14 protein-coding genes and 1 pseudogene are annotated in these 17,937 nt (G+C 70.0%); 9 read left to right on the plus strand and 6 right to left on the minus strand.

Features of this window, described 5'->3' with window-relative positions:
• Positions 1 to 62: 62 nt before the first annotated feature.
• Together HEB94_RS29800 and HEB94_RS29805 are read right to left on the minus strand one after the other, a co-directional pair.
• Positions 63 to 764: a DUF981 family protein gene (locus HEB94_RS29800; RefSeq protein ID WP_273376737.1), complete on the minus strand. Its 702-nt coding sequence runs from the start codon at positions 762 to 764 to the stop codon at positions 63 to 65.
• Positions 765 to 810: 46 nt separating this feature from the next.
• On the minus strand, positions 811 to 1,023 hold the full coding sequence (locus HEB94_RS29805) for a hypothetical protein (protein WP_192752951.1): 213 nt from the start codon (positions 1,021 to 1,023) through the stop codon (positions 811 to 813).
• A gap of 237 nt (positions 1,024 to 1,260) precedes the next feature.
• On the opposite strand from HEB94_RS29805, the gene hrpA reads away from it, so the two are divergent.
• Positions 1,261 to 5,367, plus strand: a complete 4,107-nt coding sequence (hrpA, locus tag HEB94_RS29810; protein WP_192752952.1) for an ATP-dependent RNA helicase HrpA — start codon at positions 1,261 to 1,263, stop codon at positions 5,365 to 5,367.
• 46 nt (positions 5,368 to 5,413) lie between these two features.
• Here the strand turns inward: hrpA and HEB94_RS29815 are convergent, their stop codons facing one another.
• Positions 5,414 to 6,211 carry a 2-phosphosulfolactate phosphatase gene (locus tag HEB94_RS29815; RefSeq protein WP_192752953.1) on the minus strand — a complete coding sequence of 266 codons (798 nt, stop codon included), beginning with the start codon at positions 6,209 to 6,211 and terminating at the stop codon, positions 5,414 to 5,416.
• Between the two features lie 251 nt (positions 6,212 to 6,462).
• Between HEB94_RS29815 and HEB94_RS53765 the strand changes: the two are divergent.
• Both HEB94_RS53765 and HEB94_RS51295 read left to right on the plus strand, forming a co-directional pair.
• A pseudogene (locus HEB94_RS53765) lies at positions 6,463 to 6,582 on the plus strand (peptidoglycan-binding domain-containing protein); the annotation flags it as partial.
• An 89-nt stretch (positions 6,583 to 6,671) separates the two neighbouring features.
• A complete protein-coding gene (locus HEB94_RS51295; RefSeq protein ID WP_337918563.1) occupies positions 6,672 to 7,064 on the plus strand; it encodes a D-Ala-D-Ala carboxypeptidase family metallohydrolase in 393 nt (130 codons plus the stop codon).
• Between the two features lie 49 nt (positions 7,065 to 7,113).
• On the opposite strand, the gene HEB94_RS29825 is transcribed toward HEB94_RS51295, so the two are convergent.
• Together HEB94_RS29825 and HEB94_RS29830 are read right to left on the minus strand one after the other, a co-directional pair.
• Complete coding sequence (locus HEB94_RS29825; RefSeq protein WP_192752954.1) at positions 7,114 to 7,287, minus strand: DUF3099 domain-containing protein; 174 nt, start codon at positions 7,285 to 7,287, stop codon at positions 7,114 to 7,116.
• On the minus strand, positions 7,287 to 7,964 hold the full coding sequence (locus HEB94_RS29830; protein ID WP_192752955.1) for a dienelactone hydrolase family protein: 678 nt from the start codon (positions 7,962 to 7,964) through the stop codon (positions 7,287 to 7,289). The genes HEB94_RS29825 and HEB94_RS29830 overlap by 1 nt, the downstream gene beginning before the upstream one ends.
• A 143-nt stretch (positions 7,965 to 8,107) precedes the next feature.
• Here HEB94_RS29830 and HEB94_RS29835 point away from each other — a divergent pair, with 143 nt between their 5' ends.
• The 3 genes from HEB94_RS29835 to HEB94_RS29845 all read left to right on the plus strand — a co-directional run bounded on the left by HEB94_RS29835 (position 8,108) and on the right by HEB94_RS29845 (position 12,749).
• Positions 8,108 to 10,012, plus strand: coding sequence for an ABC transporter ATP-binding protein (locus HEB94_RS29835; RefSeq protein WP_192752956.1), 1,905 nt, complete (start codon positions 8,108 to 8,110; stop codon positions 10,010 to 10,012).
• The gene (locus HEB94_RS29840; RefSeq protein ID WP_192752957.1) at positions 10,009 to 11,802 is read left to right on the plus strand and encodes an ABC transporter ATP-binding protein; all 1,794 of its coding nucleotides are present in this window, start codon (positions 10,009 to 10,011) and stop codon (positions 11,800 to 11,802) included. Before HEB94_RS29835 ends, HEB94_RS29840 begins: the two co-directional genes overlap by 4 nt.
• 512 nt (positions 11,803 to 12,314) lie before the next feature.
• Entirely contained in the window at positions 12,315 to 12,749 is a 435-nt protein-coding gene (locus tag HEB94_RS29845) for a MarR family transcriptional regulator (protein WP_192752958.1), read from the plus strand.
• Between the two features lie 15 nt (positions 12,750 to 12,764).
• On the opposite strand, the gene HEB94_RS29850 is transcribed toward HEB94_RS29845, so the two are convergent.
• Positions 12,765 to 13,664: an alpha/beta fold hydrolase gene (locus tag HEB94_RS29850; protein ID WP_192752959.1), complete on the minus strand. Its 900-nt coding sequence runs from the start codon at positions 13,662 to 13,664 to the stop codon at positions 12,765 to 12,767.
• A gap of 254 nt (positions 13,665 to 13,918) precedes the next feature.
• On the opposite strand from HEB94_RS29850, the gene HEB94_RS29855 reads away from it, so the two are divergent.
• The 3 genes from HEB94_RS29855 to HEB94_RS29865 are packed head-to-tail and all read left to right on the plus strand — an operon-like array spanning position 13,919 to position 17,855.
• Positions 13,919 to 14,410, plus strand: coding sequence for a MarR family winged helix-turn-helix transcriptional regulator (locus HEB94_RS29855; protein WP_192752960.1), 492 nt, complete (start codon positions 13,919 to 13,921; stop codon positions 14,408 to 14,410).
• Entirely contained in the window at positions 14,407 to 17,001 is a 2,595-nt protein-coding gene (locus tag HEB94_RS29860; protein ID WP_238361674.1) for an MFS transporter, read from the plus strand. Before HEB94_RS29855 ends, HEB94_RS29860 begins: the two co-directional genes overlap by 4 nt.
• An 8-nt stretch (positions 17,002 to 17,009) precedes the next feature.
• Positions 17,010 to 17,855, plus strand: coding sequence for a YceI family protein (locus HEB94_RS29865; RefSeq protein WP_192752961.1), 846 nt, complete (start codon positions 17,010 to 17,012; stop codon positions 17,853 to 17,855).
• Positions 17,856 to 17,937: the final 82 nt, after the last annotated feature.

A 17,937-nucleotide genomic window follows, 5' to 3' on the forward strand; every position in this document is an offset into this window, starting at 1 on the left:
GTCGAGACGGTCCCATGGCCGGACTTCTTCCGGTCATGGGGCCGTCTCGCGTCGGTGTCAGCTCACCAACGGAAGTCCGGTCCGTCGTTCTGGAGGTTCACGAGCATGCCGGTGTGCGTGTAGTAGTTGAGCGCGCTGAACCCCGCGAACGCCAGACCGGCGATCGTCCAGCACCAGTAGAGCGTCAGCCACGCCGTCCGGTTTCCCTCGATGGCGCGTGGGAAGAGCAGGCACCCAAGGGCGGCCGGCGCGTACATCACCACGGCGAAGAAGAGGTTCTCGACGATCGGGTGGGCGTTCAGCAGTCCGCTGAGGGGTTCCTCGGTCGGTGCCGAGCTCACGATGTCGAAGCGGATGACCGCGATCGTGCACACGACGAGGACGATGCCCAACCAGAAGACGATGCGGGACACGGGAACGAGGACGTCCCGGAGCCTCTCCACGTCCAGTGACCCGCCGGCGGCGGCGCGGCCGAGGAACAACGCGGCGGCCAGAAGGAGCACGCCGAGCAGGAAGGACGGCTCACCGAAGGGGATGTTGATGTAAGGCTTCGCCTTGGCCAGTGGCCAGGTCAGCGTCATCATCCCGCCGAGAACGGTGAGGACGATGCCGAGAACGCCGAACGTCGCCGCCCATCCGGCAGGGCTGACCGGTCGTCGACCCAACCAGAGTGCTGGAGGATTCTCGCCGGCGATTCGAGCCCACAGGCGTGGTACCACGAGAAGAGCGACTCCCGCTGCGACGCCCATCAAAGTGTTGTACATGATCACGGCTCGGCAACCTCCTGGTCACGGCCTCAACGCATGTGAGTCATTCGGAATTCATGCCCTCGAAGATCATCTGCGAGGGCGTCAAGATCGTATAGACGGCCGATACCGGAAAAAGGACCGCGATGATGAACATCGGAGAGCGCCGAGATGTCGGAAATTCGGCCGTCGGAATCGTGCGGTCAGGGCGGGGAAACAGCGCGGCCCGACCCGGCGGTCCGGGCCAGCGCCCTTCGATCTCCTCCGGCGGCGGCATCGATCGAACCCCGGGTCCGCGCGGTGGGTGTCGGCGGCGCACCGACGTTCCGGGTGGCGTCCGAGGTCCCCGGGGACACTCCGCGCAGCCTCGCCGGAGGGGCGGCGACGAAGCCGAGGGAAGGGGCCGGTCGGACGGGCGGAGACGCCCGGAGCGGCCCCGGTCAGACCCCGCGTGCCGGTGCCCGACGGATATCCAGGTGTCGGAGTTGGCGGCGTTGCCTATCCTTGCGACCGTATGGATACGCCGTCCCGATCGCCGCTCGCGCACCTGCAGGCTCGCCTACCGGAGCTGATGCACCTCGACCGGCGCCGTCTGCAACGCCGGATCGACGGCCTTCGCAAGCGGCGCAAACCGGCTGACCAGCAGGTCATCGACCAGATCGCCGCCGACATCGACGCCGCCGAGCAACGCCTGGCCGCGCGGCGTGCGAACGTACCCACGATCAGCTACCCCGAGGCGCTGCCGGTCAGCCAGAAGAAGGACGACATCCTCGCGGCGATCCGCGACCACCAGGTGGTGATCGTCGCTGGTGAGACCGGCTCGGGCAAGACCACCCAGCTGCCCAAGATCTGCCTCGAGCTCGGGCGCGGGATCCACGGGATGATCGGTCACACGCAGCCACGTCGGCTCGCGGCGAGGACCGTCGCGGAGCGGATCGCCGAGGAGCTCGACACCCCGCTCGGCGGGGCGGTCGGGTGGAAGGTGCGTTTCACCGACAAGGTCGGCGACGACAGCCTGGTCAAGCTGATGACCGACGGCATCCTGCTCGCGGAGATCCAGAGCGACCGGATGCTGCGGCAGTACGACACCCTCATCATCGACGAGGCGCACGAGCGCAGCCTCAACATCGACTTCATCCTCGGCTACGTCAAACAGCTGCTTCCGCGCCGACCCGACCTGAAGGTCGTCATCACCTCGGCCACCATCGACCCGGAGCGGTTCTCCCGGCACTTCGGCGACGCACCCATCGTGGAGGTCTCCGGTCGCACCTATCCCGTCGAGGTCCGCTACCGGCCGATCGTCGAGGACGCGGAGGACCGCGACCGGGACCAGATCCAGGCCATCTGCGACGCGGTGGACGAGCTCGGCCTCGAGGGGCCGGACGACATCCTCGTCTTCCTGAGTGGCGAGCGTGAGATCCGCGACACCGCAGACGCTCTGACCAGGCAGAACCTCCCTCGCACCGAGGTCGTACCCCTCTACGCACGGCTGTCGGCGGCGGAGCAGCACAAGGTGTTCCAGCGGCACACGGGACGCCGGATCGTGCTCGCGACGAACGTCGCGGAGACCTCACTCACCGTGCCCGGCATCAAGTACGTCATCGACCCCGGGACCGCCCGCATCTCCCGCTACAGCCAGCGGCTCAAGGTGCAGCGGCTGCCGATCGAGGCGATCTCGCAGGCCTCGGCCAACCAGCGCAAGGGCCGCTGCGGCCGCACGTCCGACGGCATCTGCATCCGGCTGTACTCCGAGGACGACTTCCTCACCCGACCGGAGTACACCGACCCGGAGATCCTGCGGACCAACCTCGCCTCGGTCATCCTCGCGATGACCGCGGCCGGGCTGGGTGACCTGGCGGCCTTCCCGTTCATCGACCCGCCGGACGGACGCAACATCAAGGCCGGCGTCCAGCTCCTCGAAGAGCTCGGCGCGCTCACCTCTGGTACCGCCGACGGCACGAGCACCGACGGCACGAGCACCGACGGCACGAGCACCGACGGCGCCGAGGGCACCGACGGCGCCGCTGGGCCGGGTGACGAGCCGGCCGAGCCGCGAGTGGCCCGGGGGGCACGCGACTCGGGCCGACGAGGCGCCGAGCGTCAGCGGCTCACCCCGGTGGGGCGCACCCTCTCCCAGCTCCCGCTCGACCCGCGTCTTGCCCGGATGGTGGTCGAGGCCGACCGGAACGGCTGCGCGCGCGAGGTCATGGTCATCGCCGCCGCGCTGTCGATCCAGGACCCTCGTGAGCGTCCGACCGGAAAGGAACAGGCGGCGACCGAGAAACACGCCCGGTTCGTCGACAAGACCTCCGACTTTCTCACCTATCTGAATCTGTGGAACTACCTGCGAGAAAAGCAGCAGGAGCTCTCCTCGAACCAGTTCCGCAAGCTCTGTAAGACCGAATTCCTGAACTATCTTCGGGTCCGTGAGTGGCAGGACATCGAAGGGCAACTCCGCCAGGTCGCACGCTCGGTCGGTATCACCGTCAGCCCGCGCGGTGGAGATCTCGATTCGCAGGCCATTCACATCTCCGTTCTCGCCGGTCTGCTCTCCCATATCGGCCTCAAGGACAGCGAGAAGAAGAAGGACGAGGGCGCTACGCGTCCGGTCCGTAGGTCGGCGCACGAATACCAGGGAGCCCGGGGCGCTCGGTTCGCGGTGTTCCCGGGCTCGGCGTTGTTCAAGAACCCGCCGCAGTGGGTGATGGCAGCCGAGCTCGTCGAGACCTCGCGCCTGTGGGCCCGCATCGTCGCCCGGATCGACCCGGCCTGGGCGGAGTCGCTCGCCGAGCACCTGGTCAAGCGCAGCTACAGCGAGCCGCACTGGTCGAAGAAGCAGGGTGCGGTGCTCGCCTACGAGAAGGTCACGCTGTACGGCGTACCCCTCGTCGCGCAGCGGCTGGTCAACTACAGCCGCATCGACCCCGAGCTGTCCCGTGAGCTGTTCATCCGGCACGGCCTGGTGGAAGGCGACTGGGAGACCCGGCACGAGTTCTTCCACGACAACCGCGCCCTGCTCGACGAGGTGGAGGACCTCGAGCATCGGGCCCGCCGCCGGGACATCCTCGTCGACGACCAGACCCTCTTCGACTTCTACGACCAGCGGGTCGGCCAGGAGGTCGTGTCGGGCGCCCACTTCGACAGCTGGTGGAAGAAGGAACGACGGCTTCATCCCGACCTGCTCAACTTCTCCGCGTCGATGCTGGTCAACGATTCGGCCGGGGACGTGAGTGAGGCCGACTACCCCGACTACTGGGACCAGGCCGGCGCCAGGTTGAGGCTGACCTACCAGTTCGAGCCGGGCACCGACGCCGACGGCGTGACCGTGCACATCCCGCTGCCCATCCTGAACCAGCTGCGTGCCGACACCTTCGACTGGCAGATTCCCGGCCTGCGGCAGGAACTCGTCACGGCGTTGATCCGGTCCCTGCCCAAGCCGGTGCGTCGTACCCTCGTGCCCGCCCCCGACTTCGCCGCTGCGGCCCTCGCGCGGATGGAGCCGCGGCAGCCCTTTCTCGACGCACTGGAGGCGGCGCTGCGCGAGCTCAGCGGCCTCGTGATACCCCGCGAGGCCTGGGCGCTGGACCGGATACCCGAACACCTGAAGGTCACCTTCCGCATCCTGGACGAGCGCGGCCGCACCCTCGCGGAGGGCAAGGACCTCGCCGCTTTGAAGGAGCGGCTGAAGACCAAGCTGAAGGTGACCCTCTCCGACGCCGCGAGTGGCATCGAACGCAAGGGGCTGACGACCTGGGACTTCGGTCAGGTGCCGCGGACGTTCGCGCGGGAACGTTCCGGGCTGTCCGTCCGCGCCTATCCGGCCCTGTCCGACGCGGGCGACAGTGTGGCGATCCGGCTCTTTCCGTCCGAGGCCGACCAGCAGCGAGGTATGTGGGAGGGCACGCGCCGGCTGCTGCTGTTGAACCTCCCCTCACCGGTCAAGTACGTCCTCGACCGGCAGACCTACCAGGCGAAGCTGGCCCTCAGCAACAGCCCGCACGGAAGCGCGGCCGCGCTGTTCGACGACTGCCTGGCCTGCGCGGTCGACAAGCTGATGGCCGACAACGGCGGCCCGGTCTGGGACCAGGACGGCTACGCCCGGCTCTACGACGCCGTCCGGGCGGATCTGCACGACACGGTCGGGGACACCGTCGCCAGGGTCGCCGACGTTCTCGCCGTCGCCCACGAGCTCGACGGTCGGGTCCAACGGACGAGCAACCCGGCGGTTCTCCCGGCGCTGACCGACGTCAAGGCGCAGTTGGCGGCGCTCGTGTTCCCCGGCTTCGTCACGGCGACCGGTTGGGCTCGGTTGCCCGACCTGCTGCGCTACCTGCGTGCGATCGAACGCCGCCTCGACAAGGTCGCTGCCGAGACCACGCGCGACGCCGAACGCATGCGCAAGGTCGAACAGGTCCAGGCCGCCTACGAGCAGGCGAGGGAACGCGTCGCCCGCGACGCCCGCGCCGAAGGTTCGCTCAGCGTCAGCGCCGAGGAGACTCTGCGGCAGATCCGATGGATGATCGAGGAGCTGCGGGTGAGCTACTTCGCGCAGGTCCTCGGTACGCCCGCACCGATCTCCGACAAGCGGATCCTGAAGGCGATCGAGCAACTCACCGGCTGACCGGCGCCCGAGCCACCCAGGCCCCGGCTCCTCAGGCCCGGGCTCCTCAGGCCAGGGCGTCGGCCACGTCGGTGAACACCCCGTCGACCAGTGCCGGGACGACCCCGCTGGCGTCGATCTCGACCGCGATGGCCACGTCGTCCGCGAAGCCGGTCGAGGTCAGCTCCCGTCCGGACGAACAGGCCCGTACGGCCGCCGCAGGGTCACCGGCCGCGAAGACCGCCCTTGCGGACGCTGCCTCCGCCGACAGCGGCCCCGCGCCCGCGCGGAGAAGTGCGGCGATGACGGCTCCGGCGCCGAGCAGGTCCTCCAGCGCCGGCCGCAAGCTCCCGTCGGGCCAGTGCTCGCCGGCCGGGATCACGCAGACCGGGCGTCGCGGTCTTCCGAAGCCCTGCGCGACGAGCCAACGGGCCACCGCCGTCGCGTTCCGCAGGCAGCCCGCGACCACCCCGGCACCGCGTTCGACGGCCGCCGCGGCGATCGCGGAACCGTTGGGCGAGGGGAGGACCAGGCGAGGGGTGAAGGGCGCGCGGCGCAACGCGGCGGGTGAGAGCGACCACGGCGACGCGGGGGTCACGGCGCGGCGCCCCACCGCGAGTGCGGCGTCGTGCTCCGCGGCGTGGCCAGCCGCGCGCTCGTCCCGCCAGCGAAACGGGATCACCCGCGTCCCGGCCTCGGCGACGACGGACACCGAGGTCGTGAAGGAGAGGACGTCGACGACGACCATGAAGCCACCCACGCCGGCCAGTCGCAGCGCACCCGTGGGTCCCCATTCCATCCGCACACCGGTGCTTTCCTGACTCCACCAGTGCTGTTCACCCACGCTGGCCTGCGCTCCGTCCATGAGCGCGACTCTCGCACAGCCGAGTGGGCAGCAAGCTGCCAGCTCCGTTGACCGGGCGTCTCCCACGCCTCGACAGTGAGGCGGCTGCGACCCCACAACCCGATCGGGAGGCACCCATGGTGCGGAGACGAGTTCTGGTGATGTTCGCGAGTCTGGTCATGCTGGCGGCGACGGCCGTGGTCGTCGGCGCGCCACCCACTCCGGCGTACGCCGACGGCTGCTACACGTGGAGCCGCACGCTCCGCCAGGGCATGTCCGGAGCCGACGTGACACAGCTGCAGATCCGCGTCGCGGGCTGGCCCGGAAACCGCAACCAACTGACGCTCGACGGCGACTACGGCCCGCAGACTGCGGCGGCCGTGCGGCGGTTCCAGGCGGCCTACGGCCTGGCGCAGGACGGCGTCGCGGGTCCTGCGACGCTCGCCAAGATCTACGCCCTCAGGACGACGACTGCACGCCGATCCACTTCTCCTACGCCGAACTCAACAGGTGCAACAGCACCTGGGCCGGCGGCGCCGTCTCGGCGAGCACAGCACGGACCAACGCACTCCGGACGATGTGGAAGCTCGAGGCGCTGCGTCGTGCCCTCGGCGACCACCCGCTGACCGTGACGTCCGGGTTCCGCAGCCGCGCCTGCAACAGCGCGGTGGGCGGTGCCTCGAACAGCCGGCACCTCTACGGTGACGCGGCCGATGTGGTCTCCGGTTCTGCCTCCCTGTGTCGCATCGTGCAGGAAGCACGCAACCACGGTTTCGGCGGACTCTTCGGACCCGGCTATCCCGACCACGACGACCACATCCACACCGACGGCCGCTCGGGTTTCGGGTGGGACGCGCCCAACTGCGGCGTCTGAGGCCCAGGCCCAGCCGAACACTCGCGGGTGGGCCCGTCGACACATCCGGCTAACGATCCTCGCGGGAGTTGGCGATCATCGCCGCGACCGGCGGAATCACGGCCGCCACCGCCGACATCACCACGGCGGCCACGAGGGAGTAGTGGCGAACGACGACCCAGGCCAACACGAAGAGACCGACACAGATGCCCATCAGGACGAGGTAGCTGGACTTCGTTCCCATCACTCCTGTCCCTGGCCGGGTGGCGGACGGAGGTAGCGGTCAAACCATCCTCCGGCGAGCTCCGACACCCGGTCAAGGGCACCTGGTTCCTCGAAGAGGTGGGTGGCACCCGCCACCACCTCGATCCGGTGCGGCGCCAGGATCTTCTCGGCCGCGTTCTCGTTCAGGGTGAGAACGTGCTGGTCCTGACCGCCCACGATGAGCAGCGTCGGCGCGTGGACCCGTCGCAACGCCGCGTTGGCGAGATCGGCCCGGCCGCCGCGGGACACCACGGCCCGCACCGCCGCCGGCCGTTCCGCGGCCGCCACCAGGGCGCTCGCGGCCCCGGTGCTGGCTCCGAAGATCCCCACCGGCAGGTCGCGCGTGCTCTCCCAGCCACCAAGCCGGTCAACAGCGTCGATCAGTCGCGTGCTCAGCAGTCCGATGTCGAACCGCATCTCCGCCGTACGCCGGTCGACGCTCTCCTCCTCCTCGGTGAGCAGATCGAGGAGCAACGTCGCGAGTCCGTTCTCCTGCAGGGATTTCGCGACGTTGCGGTTACGGGGACTGTGCCGGGAACTCCCGGACCCATGGGCGAACAGCACCACGCCGTAGGCGGAGTCGGGAACATCCAGGTCGCCGTTCAGCCGTACTCGTTCGGGCTCGGCTCCGGCGTCGATGGTGACCGGAATGCTCATGCGGATCAACTCCCGTCACGCAGCGGGTCCCATCCGCATACTCGTACCGCGCTCGGCAGTTGGCAAACACCGGTCGGCCGCGGCACTCCCGTTGACTCCACTCCCAATCCGGGCATACTGGTGCGGTTTGGGAACGGGGGCCCATGGGAGTCGAAACCGATACTGAACAGCCGAAATCGCTCGTCGACCGCATCGTGGAGAACGCGTCTCTGGGCCGCATGGCGTTGCGCCTGGCCTGGCAGGCGGATCCGAGATTCCTGGTCGCGCTCGTGTGCCTGCTGGCGGTTCAGGCGGCGCTCACCCCGCTGCAGCTGGCCCTGTCCCGCGACGTGGTCGACGCCGCCGCCCGGGAGGTGGGTGCGACGCACCTGGCCGGCAGCGGACCTCCGCTGGTCTGGTCGGTTCTTCTGTTGGCCACGACCTTCGCCGCCGCGGCGCTGATCGAACCGTTCTCCCGGACGTTCCAGAGCCTGGTCGGTGACCGCCTGGTCGGGCACGTCACCGGCGCGCTGGTCCGGGCGACCAACCGCTGGCCGGGCCTCGCCCGTTTCGAGGACCCCTCGACCGCCGACGACCTCGAGCGCTCGAGCGGCTATGCCGCCCGGTCCGGGCTGGAACTCGTCGTCTACGGCGCGCGGACGCTGCTGTTGGGCTGCACCGCGATCGGGCTGTGCTGGGCACTGGCCGGGCTGCACCCGCTCGTACCCCTCCTGCTGCTCGCGGCGAACCTGCCGTCCCTCACCCGGCAATTCGACTTCCAGAACCGCACCGGCAGCCGGATCTACGTCCAGACGCCGCAGGCCCGCACGCTGCAGTACAGCCGGAACGCCCTGATCCGCCCCGAGGCGGCCAAGGACGTGCGGCTCTTCGAACTGGGTGGCTTCTTCCGTCGACGTTACGACGACGCGTTCGAAAGCTCCGTCGGGGAGCTGGACCGGATGCGGTGGCGGCTGACCCGCCCCATGTGCGGGTACGCCGCCCTCGCGGCGGCCGGCGCGGGCGCCGTGTTCGTCCTCACGGCCTGGGAGGTCGCGCGGGGCCGGCGCGGTGTCGGTGACCTCGTACTGTACGGCGGAGCGGCCGCGGCGTTGTCGAGCACGCTGTCGGCGATCGGGTTCCAGGTCGGGTTCCTGCCGATGGTGTTCGCGTTCCTGCCGAGCCTGTCCCGGGTGTTGACCGCACCGCCGGACCTGCCGGTCGCCACCAACCCGCGGCCGGCGCCGCGCCCGATCCGCGACGGCATCGTCTTCGAGAACGTGAGTTTCGCCTACCCCGGCCGGGACGAGCCGGTGCTGGACGGGCTGTCGCTGCGGCTGCGGCCGGGGGAGAGTTGCGCGCTGGTCGGGCCGAACGGCTCCGGCAAGACGACCCTTGTCAAGCTCATCCTGCGCATGTACGACCCGACCGGAGGACGCATCCTGCTCGACGGCCACGACCTGCGTGACTACGACCTCGACGACCTGCGCCGTGAGCTGGGCGTGCTCTTCCAGGACTTCCTGCGCTACGAGTTCAGCGCGGCCGACAACATCGGCTTCGGCCGGGTGGAGCAGGTGCACGACCGCGCGCTGCTGCTCGCAGCGGCCGAACGCGCGGGGGCGAAGGACCTGCTGGACCGGCTGCCCGACGGACTGGACACCCAGCTGGGCGCGCGGTTCGGCGGCCGGGAACTGTCCGGCGGGGAGTGGCAGAAGCTCGCGCTGGCCCGTTCCTTCGCCCGCGACAGCCAGCTGTTGGTGCTCGACGAGCCCACCGCGGCACTGGATCCGCGCACGGAGTACGACATCTTCGAACGCTTCGCCGAACTCACCCGCGGCCGGATGACGGTGCTGGTGAGCCACCGGTTCTCGACGGTCCGGATGGCCGACCGCATCGTCGTGCTCCGCGGCGGTCGGGTGCTCGAGGACGGCGGGCACGACGAGCTGATGGCCGCGGGCGGTGAGTACGCCCGGCTCTACACCACCCAGGCGGCCCAGTACCTCGACGCCGACACAGACGCCGGCCCCGACGACGACCCCGACCCCGACGGCCGGCGGGAGAGCACTCGATGAGGGGCCTGCGTGGCTGTTGGGACACCGCGCGCGTCTACGGCCGCGGCGTGCGTCTGGTGTTCGCGAACCGCCGCGTGTTCGCCGTCACGACGCTCCTGGTGCTCCTCGCGAGCGTCCTGTCGGTGCTGCAGCCCTGGCTGCTCAAACAGGTCGTCGACCAGCTGGCCACACCGGCACCCGGGGTCGCCACGGCGGTGCTCGTGCCGGCGGTCGGGTACGCGCTGACCCTCGTCGTTCCGGCGGTGCTCGCGCCCGTGCAGCAGACCATGACCGTCTCCCTCGACGACCAGGCCGTCGGCGCCGTCGACCGGGAGTTGATCGAGGCCGGGCGCAGGCTGACCGACCTCACCAGGATCGAGACCCCGGCGTTCCACGACGACGAGCAGCACGCCCGCGCCGCCGCGATGCACGCGTCGCACTTCGCGGTCTTCGCCCAGAACGCCGCCGGGCAGTGCCTCACGCTGGTCGGCCTGTTGGTGCTCGTCGCCGGGCTGCATCCGCTCCTGGCGCTGGGCCTGGCGGCGACGGTCGTCCCGCACCTCGTCACGCAGCGCCGTATGCACCGCTCGCAGTTCGAGACGATGGCGGCGCAGTCGCGGCCCGCGCGGGAGATGGACTACTGCGTACGGCTCACGACGCAGGCCGACGGGGCCAAGGAGGTGCGGACGTTCGGCCTCGGTGGGTGGTTTCTCGCGAGGTACGAGCGGCTGTTCGAGGCTGCCTACGCCGAGGTCCGTGCCGCGCGGCTGCGGCATCTGCGGGCGTCGACGGCGTTCGCGTTCCTGCACGGCGCGGCACTGGTGGCGGGCTTCTGGTTCGTGCTGCGGGAGGTGGGTACCGGCCGACTCGGCCCGGGGGACGTCGCGTTGTACGTCAACGCGATGATCCAGCTCGAAGCCGGGCTCTTCGGTCTGTCCATGTCGCTCGGCCAGGTCTATGAGACGGGCCTGTACTTCCGCCAACTCTTCGGCTTCGTCGATCGCGCCGTTCCCGGAATCGCCGTCGCGCCGGCCGACACGGCGGAGCCCGCGCGGGGGAGACCGGAACACGCGGTCGAGTTGCGCGAGGTCCACTTCGGCTACTCCACCGAGCCGGTCCTTCGCGGCGTCAACGCCGTCCTGCCCGCCGGGAGCGTCACCGCCGTCGTCGGCGACAACGGCGCGGGCAAGAGCACGGTGGTGAAGCTGCTGACCCGGATGTACGACCCGACCAGTGGCGAGATCCGGCTGGACGGCCGCCCGCTCGCGGCCTACGACCTGGCCGAGTTCCGTACCCGACTCGGCGCGGTCTTCCAGGACTTCGCGCGGTTCGCGTTGACCGCGCGGGAGAACATCGCCGTCGGGGACGTCGACGGTCCGGAGCTGTCCGCGCGGGTGGAGGAGGCGGCGCGCAGGTCAGGAGCCGACGAGGTCGTCGCGTCCCTGCCCGCCGGCTACGACACACCGCTCACCCGCCTCTTCGAGGGCGGCGTCGAACTCTCCGGCGGTCAGTGGCAGAAGCTCGCGACCGCGCGGGGGTTCCTGCGGGATGCCGGTCTGGTCGTCCTCGACGAGCCGACGGCGGCCCTGGACGCCGACGCCGAACGCCGGCTGTTCGACAACTTCCGCAGCCTGCTGGCCGGGCGGACCGGGGTGCTGATCAGTCACCGCTTCTCCACCGTACGGATGGCCGACCAGATCCTGGTGGTCCACGACGGCCGGGTGGTCGAGGCCGGCGCTCACCAGGAGTTGGTGGCACTGGGTGGTCGGTACGCGACGATGTTCGAGATGCAGGCGGGCCGCTATCGCTAGGCACATGTCCAGCGTTCGTTGCGCACTGTCGCTGTCGGTAGTCGCTGGCGTCGGCGGGGGTGAGGCCTGACGTTCCGCTTCGCGAGGTTATGAGTAGTATCGTCCGGCGATGATACGTATACGTGGCGACGAAGAAGTCGGCTACCTCGCCATGGTCACTTGCGACGAATGCCAAGCCTGCATGGTGTTCCAGCCGCACGACCACGGGCTTTGGGTCGGATCCCCGCGCCAGGTGCGCATGTATCTCACCGACCACGAGGGCTGGGTCTGGGACCCTGGCTCCGGGTCGTTCTACTGTCCCCAGCACTTCCGCTAGGCGTGCTCCAGGGCGGCGTGACGCCCGCAGCGGCACGCCGACCCGGTGGTTCCTGGTGAAGCGCCCCGGAGGTCGTACGGCGACGTGTGGGTGAGTGGGTGCGTGCGGTCGGAACACGACGATTACCGTTGTCATCACGCGGTGACTGTCGTGACGCGGCGGCCGCGCCGCACCAGCACGTCCAGGAGGCAACCGGGTGAGCACCGACGATCCGGTGGAGAGCGTCGAGCACGAGCTCGCGGTCCTGTTGCGTCGCGCCCGGGCGACCTCGGGAGCCATCGCCCGTGAGGTCCACCCCGACGTGGGAGCGGCGGCGTACGGCCTGCTGCTCAACCTCCAGCAGACCGGTGGCGCACGGATGACCGACATCGCCGCCTACTTCGGCGTCGGCAAGCCGACCATCAGCCGGCAGGTGGGCTTCCTGGAGCGGCTCGGCCTCGTCGAGCGGGTCAGTGACTCCGAGGACCGGCGAGCGGTCACCCTGCGGCTCACCGAGGAAGGCGTCGAACGACTGGCCACCGCACAACAGGCGCGTCGCGCCCGGCTGCGGGAGCTCCTCGATGCCTGGCCCCGCCGCGACCTCGAGACGATGGGCCGGCTCCTGCACCGCTTCAACGACCTGCCGTTCTAGGTCGTGTCCGGCGATCTAGGACACGCCCTGGGCCCACACTCCTGATCCGTCGGTCCGTCGCCTCGCGAGGCGGTCGAGGATGTCGACGATCTCCTCGAACCTCGCGACGGTGGGTACGTGGCTGGCCCGCACCGACTCCACCGCGAAGGGGTTGTCCGGGGTGAGCGCGTCGGCCTCGGCGATCATCCGGTCCTGCAGGGCGAGCGGGATGATCCTGTCCTCGGTGTGGCGAATGTAGGTGCGCGGGATCCGACCCCAGGTGTCCGCCTCGCCGCGCGCGTCCGCGACGCTGATGGTCAGCCCCTCGTCGGGTTGCAGCGTGTTGAGCACGGCGAGGAACTCCGGCTCGGTCGCGTCGGCCATCAGGGCGTCCCTGGCCCGCGCGAGGAAACCTCGGTCAGCAGTACGCCAGTTCGACCGGATCACCCCGAGCACGGCCGGATCGCCGACGACGGCGCCCAGGAGGTCCATCGCCCGGGACGCGCGGCCCTCCGGCGTCTGGAGGTACTCGGCGGGGCTCGCGAGGTCCACGCAGCAGTACGCCGAGTCGTAGACCAGATGGTCGATCAGGTCCGGGACCGCGTTGGCCGCCTGGCTCACGGCGGCGCCGCCCATGCTGCCGCCGACCAGGACCACAGGGCCGTGTTCCGCGACGCGGCGGACGACGGCGACCGTGGCGGCGACGTAGTCGTCGAGCGTCACCCCGGCCATGGGTGAGGGCTCGGTGGCGAAGGCCAGCAGGTCCTGCGGGGCCTGGTAGGAGAGGCGGAACTGGCCGGACGTGGACCCGTGGCCGGCGAGGTCGACGGCGAGCCATCGGTGTCCCCGCGCCACGAGTTCGTTGGCTGCCGTGCTGGTGCCGTTCGCGCCGGTGACGAACACGAACGTCGTCACCGTGCTCGGGGGTCGAACCATCCGTGCTCCTCCGAAGATGTCAGGTCTGGGCGCGCGACACGGCTCGGCGTCCTCCGTTGGCGTCGTCCGTAGGCGGCGGCGTCGAGTCGCTGGGTGTCCCTCGGCGCTGCCGCCATCCGACCAGTTCCGGTCGCCGCCAGACACCCACGAAGGTCGACGACCGACCTGGACGAAAGTGAATGGTGACAGTTAGTTGCTCAGGGCACCTAAATGTGTATACGGTTGCTCAGGGCAACGATGGGTGGTGGTCTCGAATGACCCGCGCACAGCTCGAAGAGCTCATCCGGGCGCTAAATGACGTCGTTCTCATCCGCAAGGACCTGATGGCCACGGCGAGCTCGACCTGTCATCTGGGCGCGCTGGGCGTCCTGTCTGCCCTGTCGCGCCTGGGCGCGATCAGGGTCAGTCACCTCGCCGAGTACATGCAGGTCGACGTCTCCGTGGCGAGCCGGCAGCTCGCCCAGCTGGAGTCGGCGGGCTACGTCGGCCGGCACCGCGACCCGAACGACGGCCGCGCACATCTCGTCTTCGTCACCGAGGCCGGCCAGCGCGAACTCGACGGCGTCCGCGCCAGTGTCGCCAGCCGCTTCGAGGCCGCGCTGGACGGCTGGACGGGCGAGGAGCTCACCCTCCTGACCGCCCAGCTCGACCGGCTGCGCGGCGACCTCGAACGCGCACGGCCCACCAGGAACTCCGGTCACCTCGACCAGACCACCCACGGAACAGGAGTGAAAGCGCTCTCATGACGACCCAGACCGAGGCGGCGATACCGGCGGAGCCGATGACCCACCGGCAGGTCCTGGAAGCACTGTCGGGGCTCCTGCTCGGGTTGTTCGTCACGATCCTCTCGTCCACGGTGGTCTCGGCCGCACTGCCGAGAATCGTCAGTGAACTCGGCGGCAGCCAGTCCGCGTTCACCTGGGTCGTCACCGCGTCCCTGCTGGCGATGACGGTGACCACACCGCTCTGGGGCAAGCTCGCCGACCTGTTCAGCCGCAAGCTCCTGGTCCAGATCGCGCTGGTCGTGTTCGTGGTCGGCTCGGCACTCGCCGGGCTGTCCCAGAGCGCCGGCATGCTGATCGGGTTCCGGGTGCTCCAGGGCATCGGCGCGGGCGGCCTCACCGCCCTGTCGCAGGTGATCCTGGCCGACATCATCAGCCCTCGGCAGCGCGGCCGCTACATGGGCTTCCTCGGCGCCGTCATGGCCGTGGGTACCGTCGCGGGGCCGCTGCTCGGTGGCGTCCTGACCGACTCCTCGCTCGGCTGGCGGTCGACCTTCTACGTCGGTGTGCCGTTCGCGGTGATCGCGCTCGCCGTGCTGCAGAAGACGCTGCACCTGCCGCGCGTCCGCCGGAAGGTGAGCATCGACTATCTCGGCGCGATCCTGCTCAGCGGTGGTATCGCCGACCTGATGATCTGGGTCACCCTCGCGGGCAACCAGTTCGAGTGGGCGTCCCGGACCTCCGCGATCATGGCGGTGCTCGGCGTGGTCCTGGTCGTGCTCGCGATCATCGCCGAGACCCGCGCGAAGGAACCCATCCTGCCGCTGTGGCTGTTCCGCAACCACACGTTCGTCTTCGCCATCCTGGCGAGTGTCGCGGTCGGTGTGGTGATGTTCGGGACGTCGGTCTTCCTGAGCCAGTACATGCAGATCGCCCGCGGCAAGTCCCCGACGGAGACCGGCCTGATCAGCATCCCGATGGCCATCGGCAGCCTGCTGTCGGCGACGGTGATCGGCCAGGTCATCACCCGCACCGGCAGGTGGAAGCGCTGGATGGTCCTCGGCGGCATCCTGATTGTCGCCGGGGCGGGCCTGATGGGCACGATCGACTACCAGACCAGCTTCATCGAGATCGGCGCCTTCATGCTGATCCTCGGACTCGGCGTCGGCATGTGCATGCAGAACCTCGTCCTCGCCGTTCAGAACACCATCTCCGTCAAGGAGATGGGCGCGGCGAGTTCGGGTGTGGCGTTCTTCCGCAGCATGGGCGGCGCGGTCGGCGTCGCCGCCCTCGGCGCCGTCCTCGACAGCCAGGTGCTGTCCTCGATCAGTGCCGGGTTCGCCCGCCTCGGTCTGCCGCTTCCAGCAGGCGGAGACGCGGTGCCCGACGTGCGGAAGCTACCGCCACCGGTGCGGACGGTGGTCGAGGCGGCCTACGGCGACGGCATCGCCGACATCTTCCTCGTCGCCACCCCGATCGCGGTCCTGGCGCTGATCGCGATCCTGTTCATCAAGGAGATCCCGCTCGGCACCAAGAGCGGCATCGAGCAGCAGTTGGAGAGCGAGCGCGCGAACGGCACCCCGCCGACCGCCACCCCGCCGACCGCCGCCGAGGAACTCGCCACGGAGGCGGCCGACCTGGCCGGCCTCGACATCAAGGTCGAGGAACCGGTGCGGCGCGACACGTTGGTCGGCGTCGGTGGTCCCGGACCGCAGGGGCAGGTCAACGGTGTGCACCGGCTCGACCGGGTCGGTGGCGCGACGTTGGCCGCGCAGGCTCCGGCCGGCGCCGCCATGATGTCCGCGGCCGAGCAGCCGTCGTTCGGACGCCAGACCGCGGCTGGTGGGCCGGAGCGGATCGTCCGTGGCTTCGTGCACCGTCCGGACGGTCTTCCCGTCGCCCGCGCCGCGCTGACGCTCATCAACCTCGGTGGTCACCAGGTCGGCCGGGCCTCGAGCGACGACCAGGGCCGCTACCAGCTCCTGGCCGACGCTCCCGGCACCTACGTCCTCATCACCTCCGCCCCGGCCTGCCAGCCGCAGGCCGCGACCGTGGTGGTCGACGACGCACCGGTCACCGTCGACGTCGTACTCACCGGCGTCAGCGGCCTGGTGGGCGAGGTGCGTTCGGCGGACACCGGGCTGCCTGTGGCGGGTGCCGTGGCGGTGCTCGCCGACTCCCGCGGCGAGGTCGTGGCGTCCCGGACCGGCGGTGCCGACGGCACCTACCGCTTCGAGGACGTGGGCGCGGCGACCTACACCCTGGCGGTGCGGGCGCAGGGCTACCAGCCGGTGGCGCTGCCGGTCACCGTGGCCGGCCTCGGCGAGACGCGGCAGGACGTCGAGCTCATCGCCAAGGCGTCCGTCCGCGGAACCGCACGGACCCGCGACGGCCGGCAGCCGATCCCCGACGCCAGGGTCACCCTGCTCGACCCAGAGGGCAACATCGTCCGGACGACCTACACCGGTACGGACGGCGGCTACGCCTTCGACGACCTGGTGGCGGGGGAGTACACCGTCGTCACCTCGGGCTATCCGGCCGTGGCGAGTTCGCTGAACCTCGCCGGCGGAGAGGTGAACGCGTACGACGTCGAACTCGGCCACGCGGACGCGTGAGGAATCGCATGCCGAACACGCCAAACCCTGGTCATTCGTACGCCGTCCTCACCGCCGAGCTGCGGACTCCCGACCGGTGGCCGGTCCCGCACGGGATCGTGACGGTCACCGACCTGCACGGCCAGCAGGTCGCCCGCGCGGAGGCGGACGCGGGGGGACACGTCGTGACCGACCCGCTGCCTGTCGGCACCTACACCGTCATCGTGACCGCGCCGGGGCACAGTCCCACGGCCCGCACCGCGGTCGTCGCCGGGAGCGGCGCGACGCTCGGCGTGGTGAACCTGCCACGGGTGAGTGAGCTTCCACTCCCGGCGGAGGGACCGTGGGTGATCGATCCCACGCACTCCGGGGTGGAGGCCACCGCGCGCCACCTCGGGCTGGCCAGCGTCAAGGGGCGCTTTACGGACTTCGGCGGCCGGATCCACATCGCCCGTCCGATCGAGGACTCCTGGGTCTACGCGGTCATCCGAGCGGACACCATCGACACCGGCAACAAGCTACGGGACGACCACCTGCGCACCGCCGACTTCCTCGACGTCGCACGCCACCCGAGGATCGAGTACCGCAGCCACCGGTTGACAGCGACGGGCGCGGACCTGTGGGCACTGGACGGGGAGCTCACGATCAACGCGATCACCCGTCCGGTTCGGCTCGACCTGCGTTACCACGGCAGCGGCCCGGACGCCTTCGGCGGGATCCGGGCCGGATTCCTGGCGAGCACCGAGTTGTCCCGCGAGGACTTCGCGATCAGCTACCACCAACTCGTCCGCGCGGGTGTCGCGGCGGTCGGCCCCTCGATCAGGGTCGAGCTCAACATCGAGGCGGTGTACGGCGAGGAGCTTCCGCAGCTGTAGGCGTCCGCTACTGGACAGGCGTTACGGCACATCGTCGTCTGCACGATCGGCACAAGAAAGGCCCTTGCCGATAGCGTCGGTG

The sequence above is a fragment of the Actinopolymorpha pittospori genome (assembly GCF_014873875.1).
Classification (GTDB): Bacteria; Actinomycetota; Actinomycetes; order Propionibacteriales; family Actinopolymorphaceae; genus Actinopolymorpha; species Actinopolymorpha pittospori.